Here is a 17,615-nt window from a genome sequence, read left to right on the forward strand (position 1 = left end):
AAATATACTATTTTTTAAGAACTAATTAAATGTTACACCAAATTTAGCCGCTTCCGCTTTTGCTTGAGGTAATAACGCTTGTAATTCTTTGATTCGCGTTTCATTGCTTGGATGCGTAGATAAAAATTCGGGTGGCGTTTTACCCTCTGATAAAGCAGACATTCGTTCCCATAGTTTCACCGCATTGTCAGGATTGTAACCTGCAATAGCCATAAGAGTAAGCCCAATCATATCTGCTTCACTTTCATGTGCCCGACTAAAGGGTAGTATACCACCTACAGTGGAAGCAGCTCCATACGCTTGCATGGCTTCATTTTGATATTTAGGTGCATATTTTTCGGCGGCTAAAGCTGCCCCAACCGCACCTACTTGTTGCAATAAACCAGCACTCATACGTTGTTGTCCATGATTGGCTAATGCATGTGCTACTTCATGCCCCATAACTGCCGCGATACCCGCGTCATCTTTACAAACAGGTAAAATTCCTGTATAGAATACAATTTTTCCTCCTGGCATACACCACGCATTCAACTCTTTACTTTCTACTAAATTGTATTCCCACTTGTACTCATTTAAATAAGTAGGATACCCATTTGCGGTCAAATATTTTTCAGCAGCAGCTTTAATTTTCATCCCTATTGTTTCTATTCTTTTAGCATCAGTAGTTCCTTTGATTACTTTATTTTCAGCTAAAAACTGAGAATATTGCTGAAAGGCTGATGGGAATAATTGATTATTGGGTACAAATGCCATCGTTTTTTTTCCAGTAAAGGGATTTTTCGCACAACTCATTGCGAGTACAACTACAAATAATCCTATTTTATAACTTAACTTCATAACGTATGTTTTAGCATTAAAAATTGTAAATTTAACATTATTACCTACAAAATCCGTACCATTAGCGGTATAATTTTCCTAAATTTGTAAAAAAATTAATATGTCGAAAAATAAACATAAAGATCAAATCAAAATTCCGTTTTTTATTATTCTGATTGCCAAAATATTATATTTTTTCTCAATCAAATGGGCTGAAAAATTTGCCCGAAAATTATTTATCACACCTATAAAGCACAAAGCCCCAAAAAGAGAACATCACATGGAGGCAACTGCTCTACAAACAAGATTATTTATTAAAAGCATTCAAAAAGAAATTGTTGTATATGAATACGGACAAGCTACTAAAAAAGTATTATTAATTCACGGATGGTCTGGCAGAGGTACACAATTGGTTAAAATTGCAGATGAATTAATAAGCCTTGGTTTTTCAACGGTTAGTTTTGATGCGCCAGCCCATGGAAAATCGGGAACTAAAACAACTATCATGCTTGAATTTATTAGTAGCATACTTGAACTGGAAAAGAAATATGGTCCGTTTGAATTTGCTGTAGCACACTCACTAGGCGCCATGTCTTTATTAAACGCAGTTAAACAAGGTTTTCAAATTAAAAAAGGTGTGCTTATAGGTAGTGGTAATAGTGTTGATAAAATTGTAGCTGATTTTATTTCAAAATTAAAACTTCCTGCAAAAGTAGGCGAACAAATGAAACGCGAATTTGAGAAAAAATACCACGCCAAAATGGAAGACTATGCAGGATACATAGCCGCTAAAGAGGTAAAAACACCTATGCTTGTTATTCATGACAAACAGGATTATGAAGTGCCTGTAGATGCTGCGTATGGAATTGCCGAAAATTTAGAAAACCACCAACTTATCATTACCGAAGGATTAGGACACAGAAAAATATTGGGCGATGCAAAAGTTATTCAACATATTACGTCTTTTTTAGTTAATAACTAAAGGTAAATTCCTTTTCAAAAACAAACTATTCATCTTATTTTTGCAAAAAAAACAACATGACACAACAAATTTCGTACTTAGAAGACTTGACTACACAAGTTAGAAGAGACATTTTAAGAATGGTACACGCTGTAAATTCAGGTCATCCTGGAGGCTCATTAGGCTGTGCCGAATTTTTAGTAACGTTATACCAACACCTGATGGATCGAAAAGAAGGTTTTGATATGAACGGAACAAATGAAGATATTTTCTTTTTATCAAATGGGCACATCTCCCCTGTTTTTTACAGTGTATTAGCAAGAAGTGGTTATTTTTCTGTTGCCGAATTGGCTACCTTTAGAAAATTGAACACCCGTTTACAAGGTCACCCTACCACGCATGAAGGCTTAGAAGGCATTCGCATGGCGTCAGGTTCTCTTGGACAAGGTTTGTCAGTTGCTATAGGGGCTGCGCAGGCTAAAAAACTAAATAAAGACAACCATCTTGTATATGTATTAACGGGTGATGGCGAATTACAAGAAGGACAAAACTGGGAAGCCATTATGTATGCTTCTGCAAAAAATATAGACAATCTAATAGCTGTTGTAGATTATAACGGACAACAAATTGATGGAGCTACAAAAGATGTCGTTTCACTAGGTAACGTAAGAGCAAAATTTGAAGCCTTTGATTGGGACGTTTTAGAAATAAAAGAAGGCAATCAAATTGCGGCAATTATTGAGGGAATGACTCAGGCTAAAGCAAAAACAGGAAAAAGAAAACCTGTTTGCGTATTGTTACACACGGTTATGGGACATGGGGTTGATTTTATGATGCATACACATGCATGGCATGGAAAAGCGCCTAATGACGAACAATTAGCAAATGCTTTAGCGCAAAATCCTGAAACTTTAGGTGATTATTAACTAGTAATTAGTGATTAGTGATTAGTAAAAAGTAATTAGTGAAAAGTGATTAGGTATTGTTAATCAAGTGCTCAAAAAAGTAGAGTTAAACTTGACCCGAGGCAAAGCCGAACGGAGCGAAGCTAAACTCTTAAACTCTTAAACTTGACCCGAGGCGTAGCCGAACGGAGCGAAGCTAAACTTTGAAACTCTTAAACTTGACCCGAGGCGTAGCCGAACGGAGCGAAGCTAAACTTTGAAACTTTGAAACTCTAAAACAACACAACATGAAAAAATACGAAAATACAGGAAGTAAAGATACCCGTTCAGGATTTGGTGCAGGAATGACCGAATTAGGACAACAGAACGAAAACGTCGTAGCATTATGTGCCGACTTAATTGGTTCTTTGAAATTTGACGATTTCAAAAAAAATCATCCAGAACGTTTTTTCCAAATTGGAATTGCAGAAGCTAATATGATAGGAATCGCTGCTGGTTTAACTATAGGAGGTAAAATTCCGTTTACAGGAACATTTGCAAACTTCTCTACAGGGAGAGTGTATGACCAAATTCGTCAATCTGTAGCCTATTCAGATAAAAATGTAAAAATTTGTGCTTCTCACGCTGGGTTAACCTTAGGCGAAGACGGAGCTACACACCAAATCTTAGAAGATATAGGTTTGATGAAAATGTTACCTGGCATGACTGTCATTAATACCTGCGATTACAACCAAACGAAAGCAGCAACTATTGCATTAGCTGCTCATCACGGCCCTGCTTATTTGCGTTTTGGTCGTCCGGTAGTGCCTAACTTTATGCCTGCTGACGAACCTTTCGTAATTGGAAAAGCCATTGTCTTACAAGAAGGAACAGATGTAACGATACTAGCAACAGGCCATTTAGTATGGGAAGCGCTTATTGCTGCAGAGGCACTAGAAGCAAAAGGAATTTCGGCTGAAGTAATTAATATTCACACGATTAAACCAATAGATGAAGAAGCGATTTTAAAATCAGTGAAGAAAACGGGTTGTGTAGTTACGGCCGAAGAACATAACATCATTGGTGGTTTAGGTGAAAGTGTTTCTAGAACATTAATTCAACATCATTTAGTGCCACAAGAATTTGTTGCGGTAAACGACAGCTTTGGAGAAAGCGGAACGCCAGACCAATTAATGGAAAAATACGGGTTAAACAGCGCTGCCATCATTGAAAAAGCAGAAAAAGTAATCAAAAGAAAGTAATTTTTTGTATCATTGATAAACAAATGCCTGTTTCATTTTATGAGCAGGCATTTTTATTTGCTTTGCCAATACCTTTTACATACACTATCCATACACTATCCATACACTATCTATACATCATCTATCTAGTAGCTCTTTATCAACAAGCTATTAATCATCTATAACACTAAAATTTACTACCCTATAAAAACAAAAAGCATTCAACAAATTAAAAGCCCATTTGATGATTTATAAGATTTTTTATAAATTTACAATTGAAATTATGTATGATGGTTATCATAGATAAAGTAATACAAAAAAAAAAAAAATGAGCGAAGAAAGAGAATTTAGAGTAATTATTCCAGAAGAAGAATATCAAATTATAGAATTTAGACAAAAAGGGTTGCTAGGAATTGGAGTTGTAAATTTAAATTTGGTAAAATTTGAACCTAAGAAAGTATTTTCTTGGCATTGCTCAATTATGATTGACTTTGAAAACTTTATTGAAAATGGAATGCCAACAAATGAAGATGTTTTGAAAGCGGAAAAGTTTGAAGATTATTTAGATAAAAATATAAAAGGTGAAAATAAAGAAAAGCCAAATGCATTATTTTTAGGAAGAATTACGTGGAATAAAACTAGAGAATTAACTTGGAGAGTTTTTGATCCAGAACTAACAAATGGATTCCTGAATAAAATCATTGAAGAAAAAAATTATCCGTTTCAATTTGACTACAGAATTGACGATGATGAAGAATGGAAACTTGCAGATTGGCAATTGAAAAACATAATGAAAGAATAAAGTACTACTGCTAACAGCGGTTTCTAGCAATGGCTAGTTCAGTACTATTCCGAAAATTCTCCGAATTTTCTAAAATAAGTTTATATTTGTTATGGCTTGGTGTTGGCTCACGCCACTACTTGTAGCCGCGAAACGTTAGCAGAAAGTTTAGAAAATATTTGCATAAAATCAAAAACAAATGAAAAATATATTTCTATTAGTTTTTTTAGCTTTCTTTATTGGTTGTGAAAAAGAACCAAAATCAAATTCGGACCTAACAGAGTTTCAAAAGAAATTTATTAATCTATAGTATAGCGTTGAGACTTCAGCTAAAAGTAGTTTACGCTATAGTTGATTAACTGTATAACTTACGTTTTTCTTTACGAAAAAATAGTATCTTTGCATTCTCAATTTTTTGACAACGATTTCATCAATTGAGCTTGCTTATGGAAAACACAAAAAAAGTTGCCTTCTACACCTTAGGGTGCAAATTAAATTTCTCTGAAACCTCTACCATTGCCAGAGATTTTCAAAACGAAGGTTTTGAACGTGTCGATTTTGAAGAACCGGCAGATATCTATGTCATTAATACGTGTTCGGTTACCGAAAATGCAGACAAACAATTTAAACAAGTAGTCAAAAAAGCGTTGCAACGCAATCAAAAAGCCTTTGTGGCTGCGGTAGGTTGTTATGCCCAACTTAAGCCTGAAGAACTCGCTGCAGTAGACGGTGTGGATTTAGTATTGGGGGCTACCGAAAAATTTAAAATTACAGACTACATCAACGATTTATCAAAAAATGAACAAGGCGAAGTGCACTCTTGCGAAATTGAAGATGCCGATTTTTATGTTGGCAGTTATTCCATAGGCGACCGCACACGAGCTTTTCTTAAAGTACAAGACGGTTGCGACTACAAATGCACCTATTGTACCATTCCGCTAGCGCGAGGCATTTCAAGAAGTGATGCACTAGAAAATGTATTGAAAAACGCAAAAGAAATTTCGGCTCAAAACATCAAAGAAATCGTACTTACGGGCGTAAATATAGGCGATTATGGCAAAGGTGAATTTGGCAACAAAAAACACGAGCATACTTTTTTAGAACTCGTACAAGCCTTAGACAACGTAGAAGGAATAGAGCGTTTGCGCATTTCGTCTATTGAGCCTAATTTGCTTAAAAATGAAACCATTGCGTTTGTGGCACAAAGTAAAACATTTGTTCCGCATTTTCACATTCCGCTACAATCAGGAAGCAACGACATTTTAAAGAAAATGAAGCGTCGTTACCTGCGCGAATTGTATGTAGATCGTGTAAATCAAATTAGAGAAGTAATGCCTCATGCGTGCATAGGGGTTGATGTTATTGTAGGTTTCCCAGGTGAAACCGATGCTCATTTTTTAGAAACCTATCATTTTTTACACGAATTAGACATTTCTTATTTACATGTTTTTACGTACTCAGAACGAGACAATACGGAAGCTATTAGTATGGAAGGCGTTGTGCCCATGAATGTCAGAAGTAAACGCAGTAAAATGCTACGCGGGTTATCTGTAAAAAAACGCAGGGCTTTTTATGAAAGTCAAATTGGCACGACAAGAACCGTATTATTTGAAGGCGAAAATAAAGAAGGCTATATTTATGGGTTTACAGAAAACTACGTAAAAATTAAAACACCTTGGAATCCAGAATTAGTAAATACACTACACCAAGTTACCTTAACTCACATAGATGAAGACGGAAGTGTGCGTGTAGGATTTATTAACTAATTATATTTTAATTCCTGGAGGTAATAGCGAATGGTATTTTTTATTTTTTCTGAAAAAAGATACCATTTTAGGATGTGTAGGCACTACCTTAAACTTTCGTTCCTCCACATGTTCAAGTACTTCAGAAACGAATTGTTGTATTGCCTCATCTGATTCTTGTTCGGGTGCACAAAGCTTAGTTAAGAATATTTTTCGTTCTTGAATAGCGTATTCAATCGTGAGTAATCCTTTTTCAGTAGTAATTTCAAATTGTCTTAGCAATTCATTGTCTTTGATGGTTGCCATGGTATTGTGTTCTGGTTAATTTAGGACAAAAAAATAGCTTTGTAAGAGCTCTAATTTTTGGCAAATTTACAATTTCTTAACATTCGTGTCAAGTGTAAACAATAGATTATCAAAAATTTACATGTTAATTTAAATAAGCTAACTTTAATTTAAACACAAAACACCTCTAAATTCTAATAAAAAACACTATCTTTAAATCACTAAAAAATAGTATGCTAAAATGTCCATTATTCACGTGTATTTTGTTCCAGGGTTAGGAGCTAGTAGTAGCATTTTTGAACATATAAAATTACCTACGGCGCTATTTGAAATGCATTGTATTGAATGGTTGCAACCTATACAAAACGAAACGTTAGTAGACTATGCACAACGAATGAGTGCTTTTGTAACGGAGCCTAACTGCATTTTAGTTGGCGTATCATTTGGAGGGATACTAGTACAAGAAATGGCACAATTTGTTCAACCGAAAAAAGTGGTTATTATTTCAAGTATAAAAAGTAACCAAGAATTGCCCGCTGTTATGCAAATGGCTCGAAAAACTCTTTTTTACAAAATACTCCCTACCCGATTATTAGGAAAAATTCCTGTTTTAGCAAGTTATGTTAAGGGAAGAAATGTTTTAGCCAAAAGCATGCAGCTATATAAAAAATATTTATCCATGCATGATACCTATTATCTAGACTGGTCTATTAAACAAATTTTATATTGGAATCGTTCCGAAGCTAATCCAGAGGTTATACATATTCACGGAGAATTTGACGGGGTTTTTCCCATTAAATATTGCAATCCTACTGTTGTTGTAAAAGGTGGCACACACATTATGATTATTAACAAATACAAATGGTTTAATTCACATTTGCCACAATTACTTTTAGAATAATGTTGTATATTAGCCCTTCATTTAATTAACTAGTAATATGAAATGGAATAGATTTACTGTTGGTGCGTTTTTTTTAATGGCATGTGGTATTTTAATTTTCGCTACATCTATTAGTAATTATACTTACAGAAGTCACGTAGATTATCCACTTGATATGGATTTTTCGGGTGAAAAAGTTCCTACCTCATTAGCCGATGTAAAAGAACGTTTAGATAGAGAAATGGCAGTAAATATTAATTTAAACGCCTCTACTTCCCTATTATTAAAACGAGCTAATAAAGTTTTCCCAATTATTGAACCTATCCTAGCGCAAAATAACATTCCCGATGATTTTAAATATTTAGCTGTTATTGAAAGTGGGCTAGTCAATGCCGTGTCTCCATCGGGAGCTAAAGGGGTGTGGCAATTTATGCCCGAAACAGCAAAAGAAATAGGACTTGAAGTTACTGAACAAATCGACGAACGCTATCACATTGAAAAAGCTACGCAAGCAGCTTGTAATTATTTAAAAAAAGCTAAAGAAAAATTTGGCTCGTGGACTATGGCCGCCGCTTCATATAACGGTGGAATAGCTGGGTTACAAAAACAAATTGATTTTCAAAAATCAAACGATTACTATGATTTGTGGCTTTCTGATGAAACTTCGCGTTATGTGTTTAGAATTTTAGCGCTAAAAGAAATCATGAAAAACCCTGAAAAATATGGGTATGCTATTCCCGAAAAAGCCTTGTATCCAAAACTAGCTACTAAAAAAATAGTAGTTGATAGCAGTGTAACCGATTTAGCGTCATTTGCCATTCAACAAGGTATTAATTATAAAATATTGAAAACACATAACCCTTGGTTACGTGATAAAAAACTAGATAATCCTTCTAAAAAACAATATGAATTGCATATTCCAACAGAAGGTTATTTAAGAAAATAAAAACTATATACACGTGAAAGCAATGATGAGTTTACAAACAATTTTATCTTTAGTGCTAATCGGAATATTAGCAGGAATACTGAGTGGCCTTGTAGGTGTAGGTGGTGGTGTTATTATGGTACCCCTACTCGTTTTGTTATTTGGTATGAGCCAACATCAAGCACAAGGCACAAGTTTAGCCGTATTGGCAGTGCCCGTTACAGCCGTAGCGGTATATAATTATTATAACGAAGGACATATTAACATTAAATATGCATTGGTTATTGCTGTTTTCTTTGTTGCGGGCAGTATAATAGGAAGCAAATTTGCATTAGGATTAGATCAAAGAACATTAAAAAAGATATTTGCCGTAATTTTACTTATTATTGCGGGAAAAATGCTTTGGGATAAATAAACAAGCCTTTGGAACGTCAAAAAATAGTCATTTCAGGTATCAATATGGTGGAAGGAGGTATTTATACTATTCTCCATAATGCCTTACAAGAACTATCAAAATACAGTAAAGAAGTTCCTCTAGAGATTATTGCGTTTGTACCTAAAAAATCAGGTTTAGAATTTCCAAACATTCAACTTATTGAAATTCCAAAATCTAAGAAATCTTGGTGGTATAGGTTATACTACGAGTATATTTATTTCTACAAAATTTCTAAAAAAATACAACCCGACATTTGGCTTTCACTACATGATACCACGCCACGTGTAGTCGCAAAAAAACGTTTTGTGTATTGCCATCATCCTACAACCTTTTACAAACCTACATGGAACGATTGGAAATTTGATTATAAAATTGGACTATTTTCCTTACTCTATGATTGGGTATTTAAAATCAATATAAAAAAAAACCAGACCGTTTTTGTGCAACAACATTGGATTAAAGCTGTTTTTACAAAACGATTTGGAATTTCTAATGTCGTAGTTGCCCAACCTCAATTTTCTACATTGAGTTCGACTAAAAACACGATTTTTGAAGCGGGAAAGATTCATTTTTTGTACCCAAGTTTTCCAAGAAGTTTTAAAAATTTTGAAGTTATTTTTGAAGCCATTCAATTATTAGATTCAAAAACAAAAGAACAATGTCAATTTCATTTTACATTGGAAAAAAATAAATCTAAATACGGTGATTATCTGTTAGATAAATATGGAAAAATGGAACATTGTTTTTTTTATCCATATAGAAATTATACAGAAATGCAATCATTGTATTACAGCATGGATTGTTTACTATTTCCTTCAAAAATTGAAACTTGGGGCTTACCCATTTCAGAAGCAAAGCAGTTTAACAAACCTTTATTTTTAGCTAATGAACCGTATGCAAAAGAAACATGTGGTACTTATGAAAAGGTTTCTTTTTTTAATGTTGACGATGCTAAAAAATTAGCCCAACTTATTACTGATTTTACAAATAAAAACCTTATTTTTGAAGGAAATAGTGCTCCAAATACTACTGAAAAATCACTTAAAAACTGGAAAGAATTATTTGATTACATCTTAAAAAGGTAAGGCTATGGCGTTTTTTTCAGTAATTATTCCTTTATATAACAAGGAAGCCTACATTCAGCAAACTATCGATAGTATTTTGAATCAATCGTTTACGGATTTTGAATTGATTATTGTTGATGATGCTAGTACAGATGATAGCTTAGTACTTGCAAAAAAATACACCTCTGAAAAAATAATTTTTATTGAACATGCTAAAAACAAAGGTTTAGCAGCAACAAGAAACACAGGAATTAAACAAGCTTCGTCTTCATACATTACTTTTTTAGACGCAGACGACTACTGGAAACCTAATTTTCTTCAAACCATACATGAATTAATTACTGGTTTTCCTGAAGCCCGAATATTTGCCACAAACTATGAAGAAAGTTGGAAAGAGAACACTCGTATTCCTCATAATTGTGCGGCTAAATTAGGAAAGAATTTTAAGGGTTATATTGATTTTTTTTCCTTAAATTTAGGACAAGGTATTTATTGTCATGGTAGTGTTTGTTTTCACAAAGAAGTATATGAAAAAATAGGATTGTACAATGAACACATTGAATTTTCAGAAGACATAGACTTAAACATTCGGGCTAATTTTCATTTTAAATTAGCTTACAGCGCAAAAAGAGAAATGCGTTATGCCATGGCAATTTCAAATCAAATTACTAGAAATTCTATTTTAAACAAAAGCATTCCAGATTATTCGTTATATGCAAATTGGGAAAAACATTCGATTACGTTTAAAAAATATTTAGATTTTGAACGCTATGTATTGGCTAAAAAATTAAAAAAATCTAAAGATCATAGATGGAAAAGAATAGCGAAACAAATTAAGTTAAAAAACATAAATTGGAAGCAAAGACTACTTTTACAAGCGCCCGTTTTTGTGTATACTATTGTTGATTCACTAAAGTATTTGTTACTAAAATTTGGTATAAAAGCAACTACTTATTAAGTTGGGATTCTTTGAATTCTTTATAATTTCGAATGTAGTCTTTTTCATCATATGCTTCAGAAGCTAGAACCAAACAAACCGCTCCAGACGAAAAATTTTCGAGCTCTCTCCACCTATTATTTTCAATTAGAAGTCCTCTGTCAGGTCTATTCAATGTAATGGTTTGTTTACTTTTACCATCTTTTACTACAACATCAAAACTCCCTGAAATTGCGATTAAGACTTGTTTCAATTTTTTATGTGCATGCCCGCCTCTTTTGGCACCACTTGGCACATCAAACAAGTAATACACACGCTTAATTTCAAAAGGAATGGTATCGTTTTCTAAAACACCTATATTCCCTTTAGTATTCGTTATTTTTGGTATGTCAATGAATTGTATTTGCATTGTTATGACTTTCTAAATAAATGTTCCCATTGTTTTCCGATTTCAGTAGTATCAAACTTCCGAACACTTAGTTTTGCATTTGATTTACAATGTAAATATAAGGTTTTATCTTCAAATAGTGTATTCAAAGCTTGAACTAAAGCTTGGGTATCTTGATTTTTTACTAATAATCCATTTTCAAAATTATGTATTATTTCACTCGGCCCTGATAGATAATTATAAGAAATAACTGGTGTTCCACACGCTAAAGATTCTAAAATTGACATGGGTAATCCTTCATATTTACTTGTTGAAACTGTAAATAGAGCCTTAGCATAATATGCAAAAGGATTCGTAATATGGCCTTCAAAACTTATTTTATCTGTTAAGCCTAACTTTTGGACTAACTCTTGAAAAGTAGTTTTTAATTTTCCTTCACCCAATAAACACAATTTAACGTTGTTTTTTGGTAAAACTGATGCGGCATAGGCTTTAATTAACACATCAAATTGCTTAATATTTTCATGCATACTTCCTACCGCTAAAATAAAAAGACCTTTATTTTCAATTGGTTCTTGGGACTTCAAAAAAATATTCTCAACATGTAATGGATTGTAAATCGTAGTAACTTTGTCTATTGTATAGTCTTGGCGCAGTAATTTTTCAATCTCATGCGCAACTGTTATAAATCTGGTTTGCTTAGGATATAATAATTTTGCTGCTATTTTTGAACTTGGAAAATAAGAGGACAAATGATAACTATGAATCGTTTGAATATAATTTTTATATACAAAACGGTGTAAAATAAATTCTTGCCAATAGAATTCTTTAGTTCTAAAATCAATAATAAAATTAAACTTTTGTTTTTTTAAGTAAGATGCTAGAACTGTGAAGCGTTTATATCTACTCCACAAACTATTTTTGACATCTTTTAACGTTTCTAAATGCAATACGTTACCCGCATGTTCATACACAATTTTTCCAGAAAAAACAACGTGATGCACTTCATACCCTTGCGCATAAAAATATTTTGACAATTCAGCAGCAACACGTTCTGCCCCACCATCGGAAAGGGTTACGGTTACTAAACATATTTTTATTTTTGTTGCCAAAGGATTCAAAGCAATGCTAATTTTAACAAATATAAAAATAATCAAGTAACTAAAGTGATTATAGGTATTTTTTAGAATTAATTGTATCTTTGAATTTGTTAATTTTCATGTAATATGACATTCATAAAGACCACTGAACAATCTTCAAAATATGAGTATTTAGAGCACATGTCTGTTCAAGAATTGCTATCTAATATCAATAAAGAAGACCAAACTGTTCCGCTCGCCGTTGAAAAAGCCCTACCACAAATAGAAGCCTTAGTACAAGAAATTGTTACCAAAATGAAAATTGGCGGCAGGTTATTTTATATAGGGGCTGGCACTTCCGGCAGATTAGGAATTGTAGATGCATCTGAATGTCCGCCGACTTTTGGTGTACCGTTTGATATGGTTATTGGACTAATTGCAGGTGGAGATGAAGCCATTAGAAAAGCTGTTGAATTTGCAGAAGACGATACAGAGCAAGCCTGGAAAGATTTGCAAAAATGGAATATAACCGAAAATGATGTGGTTATAGGTATTGCTGCTTCTGGAACTACACCTTATGTGCTAGGTGGATTAGAAAAATGTAACGCAAATCATATAATTACTGGAGGAATAACCTGTAATGCTGGGAGTCCTTTAGCCTTAACCGCTACCTACCCTATTGAAGTAGTTGTGGGCCCTGAATTTGTTACAGGAAGTAGCCGAATGAAAGCAGGAACTGCTCAAAAGCTTGTCTTAAACATGATTTCAACAGCAACTATGATTCAATTAGGAAAAGTTAAAGGGAATAAAATGGTCGATATGCAATTGAGTAACGTAAAATTAATTGATAGAGGTGTGCGTATGATTATGAGTGAAATCCCTGTTAGTTATGACGAAGCAGCTGCGCTTTTAAACGAATTTGGGCAAGTAAGAGCAGCTATTAACCATTATAATTCAAACCTATGACCAATAAAACCATTTTAATGAAGGGAGTAAAATATTTATCAGGCTCCCTCCCGCTTTTATTTTTAGGACCTGTATTTATTAATAGTTGTTTTAAAAATCAAGGTCATCCATTATACCCTTACCTTTTGGTATTGGCTATTTTAATTTGTGTGTATGCAGTTTACCTAGGATTTAAAGGTGTAAAAACAATTGTTAGCAGCATGTTTGATAAACATTAATTACCTAAAAATTTATTCATCTAAACCTAAAGAAAATTGAAAAAAATACTATACTTACTCCTTTTACTAACAATAATTTCTTGTTATGAACAAGAGCGAAATTGTATCGCATTCAAAACAGGAAAATTTACTTCTGAAACAACAGTTGAAGGTAAAAAATACAGCTCTACTTTTGAGCGTAATGATAGCATCCAAATAGAAAATTTTGCCAATAAAATAGACACTTTCACTATTCGATGGATAAATGATTGTGAATATATTTTAGAAAATGTAAGACCTACAAATAGAGAAGAAAAAAAAGCAGTTCACGTTAAAATATTGAATAGCAAAAATTTAACCTATAATTTTGAATATTCTTTTGTAGGCGATGTCAAAAAACAACGCGGAACTGTAACAAAAACAAAGTAGTTACGTATAATTAATTATCATAAATAATATAAATATTAAATGGAACTTTTATCAAACCCAAATGCTTGGATAGCCCTTCTAACTTTAACTTTTTTAGAAATTATATTAGGAATTGACAACATTGTTTTTTTATCAATTGTGTCAGGTAAATTAAAAGCAGAAGAACAACCCAAAGCACGAAGAATAGGTTTATTATTGGCAATGGTCTTTAGAATTATTCTATTATTTGGAATAACATGGGTTATGAGCCTTAAGGATTCTTTTTTTGACTTTGATTGGAGTATTGTTTCAGGAGGCATATCAGGTCAAAGTTTGATTGTGTTTGGTGGCGGTTTGTTTTTACTTTATAAATCTGTTTCTGAAATTCATCATAAATTAGAAGGAGAAGAAGAAGGTAATTCTGGAAAATCAAGTAATACCTTAGTTTCAGCTATCATTCAAATTGCATTACTAAATATTGTTTTTTCATTTGATAGTATATTAACTGCTGTTGGTTTAGTAAGTGCTGCAGAGCCGCCTATTGGTTTTGGTGCTACAGGAGCATTAGAAATTATGATTGCGGCAATTATTATTTCAATTGTTATTATGTTAATTTTTGCAGGTCCTGTAAGTAAGTTTGTAAATGAACATCCTACTATTCAAATACTAGGACTTTCATTTTTAATATTGATTGGTGTTATGCTATTAGCAGAAGGTTCTCATTTAGCATCTATAAAATTCTTTGGTGAAAACGAAGTACATAGTATCCCTAAAGGCTATCTTTATTTTGCTATTTTCTTTTCATTATTTGTTGAATTTTTAAACTTAAAAATGAAAAAGAATACAAAACCTGTTAAGTTACACAATAATACTATTTTAGACGAAAAATTAAAAGATGAAGATTTTATGAATTAATTTCTGATTTACTACATACAAAAAAGCCCTTCATGTGAAGGGCTTTTTTTTACTCTAAACTCAATGTGATTTGTCCGTCGTCATCAAGTTGAATATCTATATCTTCAAAAGAAGGCGTTTCTGAATCTAAATTTTCAGTTGAAACTTCTTCCTCTTCAATAAGTTCTTCAAACGGTAAGGGATCTAACAAATTGATTTGTTTAACCTTATCTGTAGTTAATTGATTACCCAATGCTTTAATTCCTTTTACAGCAATAAATTCTTCTAAATTAACCAATTGATTTTCTTTTTGAACGCCTTTAACTTTTGCAAAAATTACCTCAGCCATAGGTTTCCAATCTGTTGAAACAATTTCTAGTTGAGACTTTTCGTGTTCGGTAATAAATATTTCTTCTTTATTTTCATTTTCCACTAAAAATCGTTTAATGAAATAGCGTTCTTTTTCTCCATCATAATAGATTGCCGAAATGGGTTTATTACTATTCCATTTTTCCAATACAATCATGTCTTCCTCAAAGTGTGTGGTTAACTCTGGGATGATGGTTTTCAATTTTCCTGATTGATTAATAATAAGTAATCTATCATTTGGCTTAAATTCGCCTAACAACTCTCCTCTTCCATCGACATTTAAGCGCTGAACCGTATCGTCAAACCAAATTTTACGTGGGCGTAATGTTGAAATACCTTTTTCTTTTAACTCTATTTTTTTAATTGGGTATTTAGTAACCGTATTTCCTTTTGATGCTCTACCTTTAATCATGATTTCGGCAAAATCCATATCCCACTTCAATTTTTTCACACTGCCCACTTGACGTAGCAATATCGTAATTACTTCGGCTTCACCATTTGGATTTGCGGAAAAATAAAGTACTTGCGACCCTGGCTTTTCTTGTGTTAAATCATATTCTTTGTCACGGGTAACTCCAGAAACATTGAATCGTTTTATATATGACGGTCCGGATTTTCCATCACGATAAATCATATTGTAAATGGTACGTTTGTCATTCTTATCAAAAACGGCAATATGAATAATGTCTTTACCTATGAATTTTTTATCATCTACTTTCGTGACTAACATTTTTCCATCACGTAAAAACACGATTACATCATCAATATCCGAGCAATCGGCTACATACTCATCTTTCTTTAAACTGGTGCCAATGAATCCTTCTTCTCTGTTGACATACAATTTTGTATTTCTCAAAACTACTTTAGTAGCTTCTATAGTATCAAAATTTCTTAACTCTGTTAAACGCTCACGACCTTTACCATATTTTTCTTTTAAACGCGTAAAATAATCAATCGCAAAATCAATAATATTTGCTAAATGATGCTTTACTTCCTCCATTTCTGCTTCTAATTTAGCAATACCTTCATCTGCTTTATCTGAATCAAAACGTGTAATACGAATCATAGGAATTTGCGTTAATTTTTGCAAATCTTCATCAACAATATCTCGAAGTAGTACTTTTTTAAATGGCTCAAAGCTTTTATACATGTATTCAAACAAGGCTTCTTTATCTGCATATAGTTTGAAGTCTATGTACATTTCTTCACGAATGAATATTTTTTCCAAATTAGCGAAATGCCATTTGGTTTCCAATTCCTCTAATTGTATTTCTAATTCACGCTTTAAAATCCCAACGGTTCTATTTGTTGATAGCTTAAGCATATCATTAACGCCTATGAATAAAGGTCTATTACAATTTTCAATTACACAACCTAAAGGCGCAACTGATAATTCGCAATCTGTGAAAGCATACAACGCATCAATCATTTTATCGGGAGAAACTCCAGGATACAAATGAATTAGAATTTCAACTTCTGCTGCCGTATTATCTTCAATTTTTTTAACCTTTATTTTACCTTTTTCATTTGCTTTTAGAATACTATCAATTAATTTTGAAGTATCTGTTGAAAATGGAATTTGAGTAATTACTAAGGTTTGTTTGTCCAATTGAGAAATTTTTGCCCGTACACGCACTCTACCGCCGCGCATACCTTCATTATAATTTGACACATCTGCTATACCCGCTGTTGGAAAATCTGGATATAAGGTAAAAGGTTTGCCTTTTAATATTTTAATAGATGCGTCTATTAATTCATTAAAATTATGTGGCAATATTTTTGTTGACAATCCAACGGCAATTCCTTCACCTCCTTGTGCTAAAAGCATGGGAAATTTTACAGGCAAATGAATAGGTTCATTTTTTCGACCGTCATAGCTCAATTGCCATTCTGTTACTTTTGGCGAAAACAAGACTTCTAGAGCAAACTTGCTTAAACGCGCTTCGATATAACGTGGTGCAGCCGCACCATCGCCTGTTAAAATATTACCCCAGTTCCCTTGACAATCAATTAATAAATCCTTTTGACCAATGTTTACCATGGCATCACCAATACTGGCATCGCCATGCGGATGATACTGCATAGTATGTCCTATTACATTAGCAACTTTATTGTATCGTCCATCATCTAACTCCTTCATAGAATGCATAATACGTCTTTGAACAGGTTTAAAACCATCTTCAATAGCTGGTACAGCACGCTCTAAGATTACATAAGATGCATAATCTAAAAACCAATCTTTATACATTCCCGTTACTTTTGTAATGGAATCTGAATGGTCTATAGCTTCTTGATTTTCAGGAATGAAATCGTGTTGCTCTTCTGAATTTATAGGTTGATTTTCTTCACTCATTTTTTA

At 33.1% G+C, this 17,615-nt stretch carries 19 protein-coding genes; 14 read left to right on the top strand and 5 right to left on the bottom strand.

The features are described 5' to 3' along the window. Positions 1-21 precede the first annotated feature (21 nt). Complete coding sequence (locus RF683_RS06255; RefSeq protein ID WP_309531482.1) at positions 22-837, bottom strand: M48 family metallopeptidase; 816 nt, start codon at positions 835-837, stop codon at positions 22-24. Positions 838-937: 100 nt separating this feature from the next. On the opposite strand from RF683_RS06255, the gene RF683_RS06260 reads away from it, so the two are divergent. From RF683_RS06260 to mtaB, 5 genes are all read left to right on the top strand, one after another. After that, positions 938-1,798, top strand: coding sequence for an alpha/beta fold hydrolase (locus tag RF683_RS06260; RefSeq protein ID WP_309531483.1), 861 nt, complete (start codon positions 938-940; stop codon positions 1,796-1,798). A 56-nt stretch (positions 1,799-1,854) separates the two neighbouring features. Next, a complete protein-coding gene (locus tag RF683_RS06265; RefSeq protein WP_309531484.1) occupies positions 1,855-2,703 on the top strand; it encodes a transketolase in 849 nt (282 codons plus the stop codon). Between the two features lie 266 nt (positions 2,704-2,969). Next, positions 2,970-3,923: a transketolase family protein gene (locus RF683_RS06270; RefSeq protein ID WP_309531485.1), complete on the top strand. Its 954-nt coding sequence runs from the start codon at positions 2,970-2,972 to the stop codon at positions 3,921-3,923. A 307-nt stretch (positions 3,924-4,230) separates the two neighbouring features. Next, positions 4,231-4,704 carry a DUF695 domain-containing protein gene (locus RF683_RS06275; protein WP_309531486.1) on the top strand — a complete coding sequence of 158 codons (474 nt, stop codon included), beginning with the start codon at positions 4,231-4,233 and terminating at the stop codon, positions 4,702-4,704. 425 nt (positions 4,705-5,129) lie between these two features. Then, positions 5,130-6,449 carry a tRNA (N(6)-L-threonylcarbamoyladenosine(37)-C(2))-methylthiotransferase MtaB gene (gene mtaB, locus RF683_RS06280; RefSeq protein WP_309531487.1) on the top strand — a complete coding sequence of 440 codons (1,320 nt, stop codon included), beginning with the start codon at positions 5,130-5,132 and terminating at the stop codon, positions 6,447-6,449. On the opposite strand, the gene RF683_RS06285 is transcribed toward mtaB, so the two are convergent. Beyond that, entirely contained in the window at positions 6,450-6,734 is a 285-nt protein-coding gene (locus tag RF683_RS06285) for a GNAT family protein (RefSeq protein WP_298655406.1), read from the bottom strand. A 220-nt stretch (positions 6,735-6,954) separates the two neighbouring features. On the opposite strand from RF683_RS06285, the gene RF683_RS06290 reads away from it, so the two are divergent. The 5 genes from RF683_RS06290 to RF683_RS06310 all read left to right on the top strand — a co-directional run bounded on the left by RF683_RS06290 (position 6,955) and on the right by RF683_RS06310 (position 10,976). Further along, positions 6,955-7,614 (top strand): alpha/beta hydrolase family protein, encoded by a 660-nt coding sequence (locus RF683_RS06290; RefSeq protein ID WP_309531488.1) that lies wholly within the window; start codon positions 6,955-6,957, stop codon positions 7,612-7,614. Between the two features lie 76 nt (positions 7,615-7,690). After that, positions 7,691-8,539, top strand: coding sequence for a lytic transglycosylase domain-containing protein (locus tag RF683_RS06295; protein ID WP_309533157.1), 849 nt, complete (start codon positions 7,691-7,693; stop codon positions 8,537-8,539). Positions 8,540-8,564: 25 nt separating this feature from the next. Beyond that, positions 8,565-8,933 (top strand): sulfite exporter TauE/SafE family protein, encoded by a 369-nt coding sequence (locus tag RF683_RS06300; RefSeq protein ID WP_309533158.1) that lies wholly within the window; start codon positions 8,565-8,567, stop codon positions 8,931-8,933. Between the two features lie 8 nt (positions 8,934-8,941). Further along, a complete protein-coding gene (locus RF683_RS06305) occupies positions 8,942-10,039 on the top strand; it encodes a glycosyltransferase (RefSeq protein WP_309531489.1) in 1,098 nt (365 codons plus the stop codon). Between the two features lie 4 nt (positions 10,040-10,043). Next, positions 10,044-10,976, top strand: coding sequence for a glycosyltransferase family 2 protein (locus RF683_RS06310; protein WP_309531490.1), 933 nt, complete (start codon positions 10,044-10,046; stop codon positions 10,974-10,976). Here the strand turns inward: RF683_RS06310 and RF683_RS06315 are convergent. Further along, positions 10,966-11,364 (bottom strand): sugar 3,4-ketoisomerase, encoded by a 399-nt coding sequence (locus RF683_RS06315; RefSeq protein WP_309531491.1) that lies wholly within the window; start codon positions 11,362-11,364, stop codon positions 10,966-10,968. The genes RF683_RS06310 and RF683_RS06315 overlap by 11 nt on opposite strands. A 2-nt stretch (positions 11,365-11,366) precedes the next feature. Next, the gene (locus RF683_RS06320; RefSeq protein ID WP_309531492.1) at positions 11,367-12,500 is read right to left on the bottom strand and encodes a glycosyltransferase; all 1,134 of its coding nucleotides are present in this window, start codon (positions 12,498-12,500) and stop codon (positions 11,367-11,369) included. Positions 12,501-12,569: 69 nt separating this feature from the next. On the opposite strand from RF683_RS06320, the gene murQ reads away from it, so the two are divergent. From murQ to RF683_RS06340, 4 genes are read left to right on the top strand one after another with little or no spacing between them, the layout of a single operon-like run. Next, positions 12,570-13,388: an N-acetylmuramic acid 6-phosphate etherase gene (gene murQ / locus RF683_RS06325; RefSeq protein WP_309531493.1), complete on the top strand. Its 819-nt coding sequence runs from the start codon at positions 12,570-12,572 to the stop codon at positions 13,386-13,388. Then, positions 13,385-13,606 (top strand): DUF6095 family protein, encoded by a 222-nt coding sequence (locus tag RF683_RS06330; RefSeq protein WP_309531494.1) that lies wholly within the window; start codon positions 13,385-13,387, stop codon positions 13,604-13,606. The genes murQ and RF683_RS06330 overlap by 4 nt, the downstream gene beginning before the upstream one ends. A gap of 36 nt (positions 13,607-13,642) precedes the next feature. Then, positions 13,643-14,014 (top strand): DNA topoisomerase IV, encoded by a 372-nt coding sequence (locus RF683_RS06335; RefSeq protein ID WP_309531495.1) that lies wholly within the window; start codon positions 13,643-13,645, stop codon positions 14,012-14,014. A gap of 39 nt (positions 14,015-14,053) precedes the next feature. Further along, positions 14,054-14,908, top strand: coding sequence for a TerC family protein (locus RF683_RS06340; protein ID WP_309531496.1), 855 nt, complete (start codon positions 14,054-14,056; stop codon positions 14,906-14,908). A gap of 49 nt (positions 14,909-14,957) precedes the next feature. Here RF683_RS06340 and RF683_RS06345 read toward each other — a convergent pair whose 3' ends face one another. After that, positions 14,958-17,609, bottom strand: a complete 2,652-nt coding sequence (locus tag RF683_RS06345; protein ID WP_309531497.1) for a DNA gyrase/topoisomerase IV subunit A — start codon at positions 17,607-17,609, stop codon at positions 14,958-14,960. Positions 17,610-17,615: the final 6 nt, after the last annotated feature.

The organism is Flavobacterium sp. 20NA77.7, assembly GCF_031326205.1.
Taxonomy (GTDB): Bacteria; Bacteroidota; Bacteroidia; order Flavobacteriales; family Flavobacteriaceae; genus Flavobacterium; species Flavobacterium nakdongensis.

Excerpts from the sequence above, each read along its gene's own strand:
- RF683_RS06255 (WP_309531482.1), bottom strand. The coding sequence starts at position 837 with ATGAAGTTAAGTTATAAAATAGGATTATTTGTAGTTGTACTCGCAATG.
- RF683_RS06260 (WP_309531483.1), top strand. The coding sequence starts at position 938 with ATGTCGAAAAATAAACATAAAGATCAAATCAAAATTCCGTTTTTTATT.
- RF683_RS06265 (WP_309531484.1), top strand. The coding sequence starts at position 1,855 with ATGACACAACAAATTTCGTACTTAGAAGACTTGACTACACAAGTTAGA.
- RF683_RS06270 (WP_309531485.1), top strand. The coding sequence starts at position 2,970 with ATGAAAAAATACGAAAATACAGGAAGTAAAGATACCCGTTCAGGATTT.
- RF683_RS06275 (WP_309531486.1), top strand. The coding sequence starts at position 4,231 with ATGAGCGAAGAAAGAGAATTTAGAGTAATTATTCCAGAAGAAGAATAT.
- mtaB (WP_309531487.1), top strand. The coding sequence starts at position 5,130 with ATGGAAAACACAAAAAAAGTTGCCTTCTACACCTTAGGGTGCAAATTA.
- RF683_RS06285 (WP_298655406.1), bottom strand. The coding sequence starts at position 6,734 with ATGGCAACCATCAAAGACAATGAATTGCTAAGACAATTTGAAATTACT.
- RF683_RS06290 (WP_309531488.1), top strand. The coding sequence starts at position 6,955 with ATGTCCATTATTCACGTGTATTTTGTTCCAGGGTTAGGAGCTAGTAGT.
- RF683_RS06295 (WP_309533157.1), top strand. The coding sequence starts at position 7,691 with ATGGCATGTGGTATTTTAATTTTCGCTACATCTATTAGTAATTATACT.
- RF683_RS06300 (WP_309533158.1), top strand. The coding sequence starts at position 8,565 with ATGAGTTTACAAACAATTTTATCTTTAGTGCTAATCGGAATATTAGCA.
- RF683_RS06310 (WP_309531490.1), top strand. The coding sequence starts at position 10,044 with ATGGCGTTTTTTTCAGTAATTATTCCTTTATATAACAAGGAAGCCTAC.
- RF683_RS06315 (WP_309531491.1), bottom strand. The coding sequence starts at position 11,364 with ATGCAAATACAATTCATTGACATACCAAAAATAACGAATACTAAAGGG.
- murQ (WP_309531493.1), top strand. The coding sequence starts at position 12,570 with ATGACATTCATAAAGACCACTGAACAATCTTCAAAATATGAGTATTTA.
- RF683_RS06330 (WP_309531494.1), top strand. The coding sequence starts at position 13,385 with ATGACCAATAAAACCATTTTAATGAAGGGAGTAAAATATTTATCAGGC.
- RF683_RS06340 (WP_309531496.1), top strand. The coding sequence starts at position 14,054 with ATGGAACTTTTATCAAACCCAAATGCTTGGATAGCCCTTCTAACTTTA.
- RF683_RS06345 (WP_309531497.1), bottom strand. The coding sequence starts at position 17,609 with ATGAGTGAAGAAAATCAACCTATAAATTCAGAAGAGCAACACGATTTC.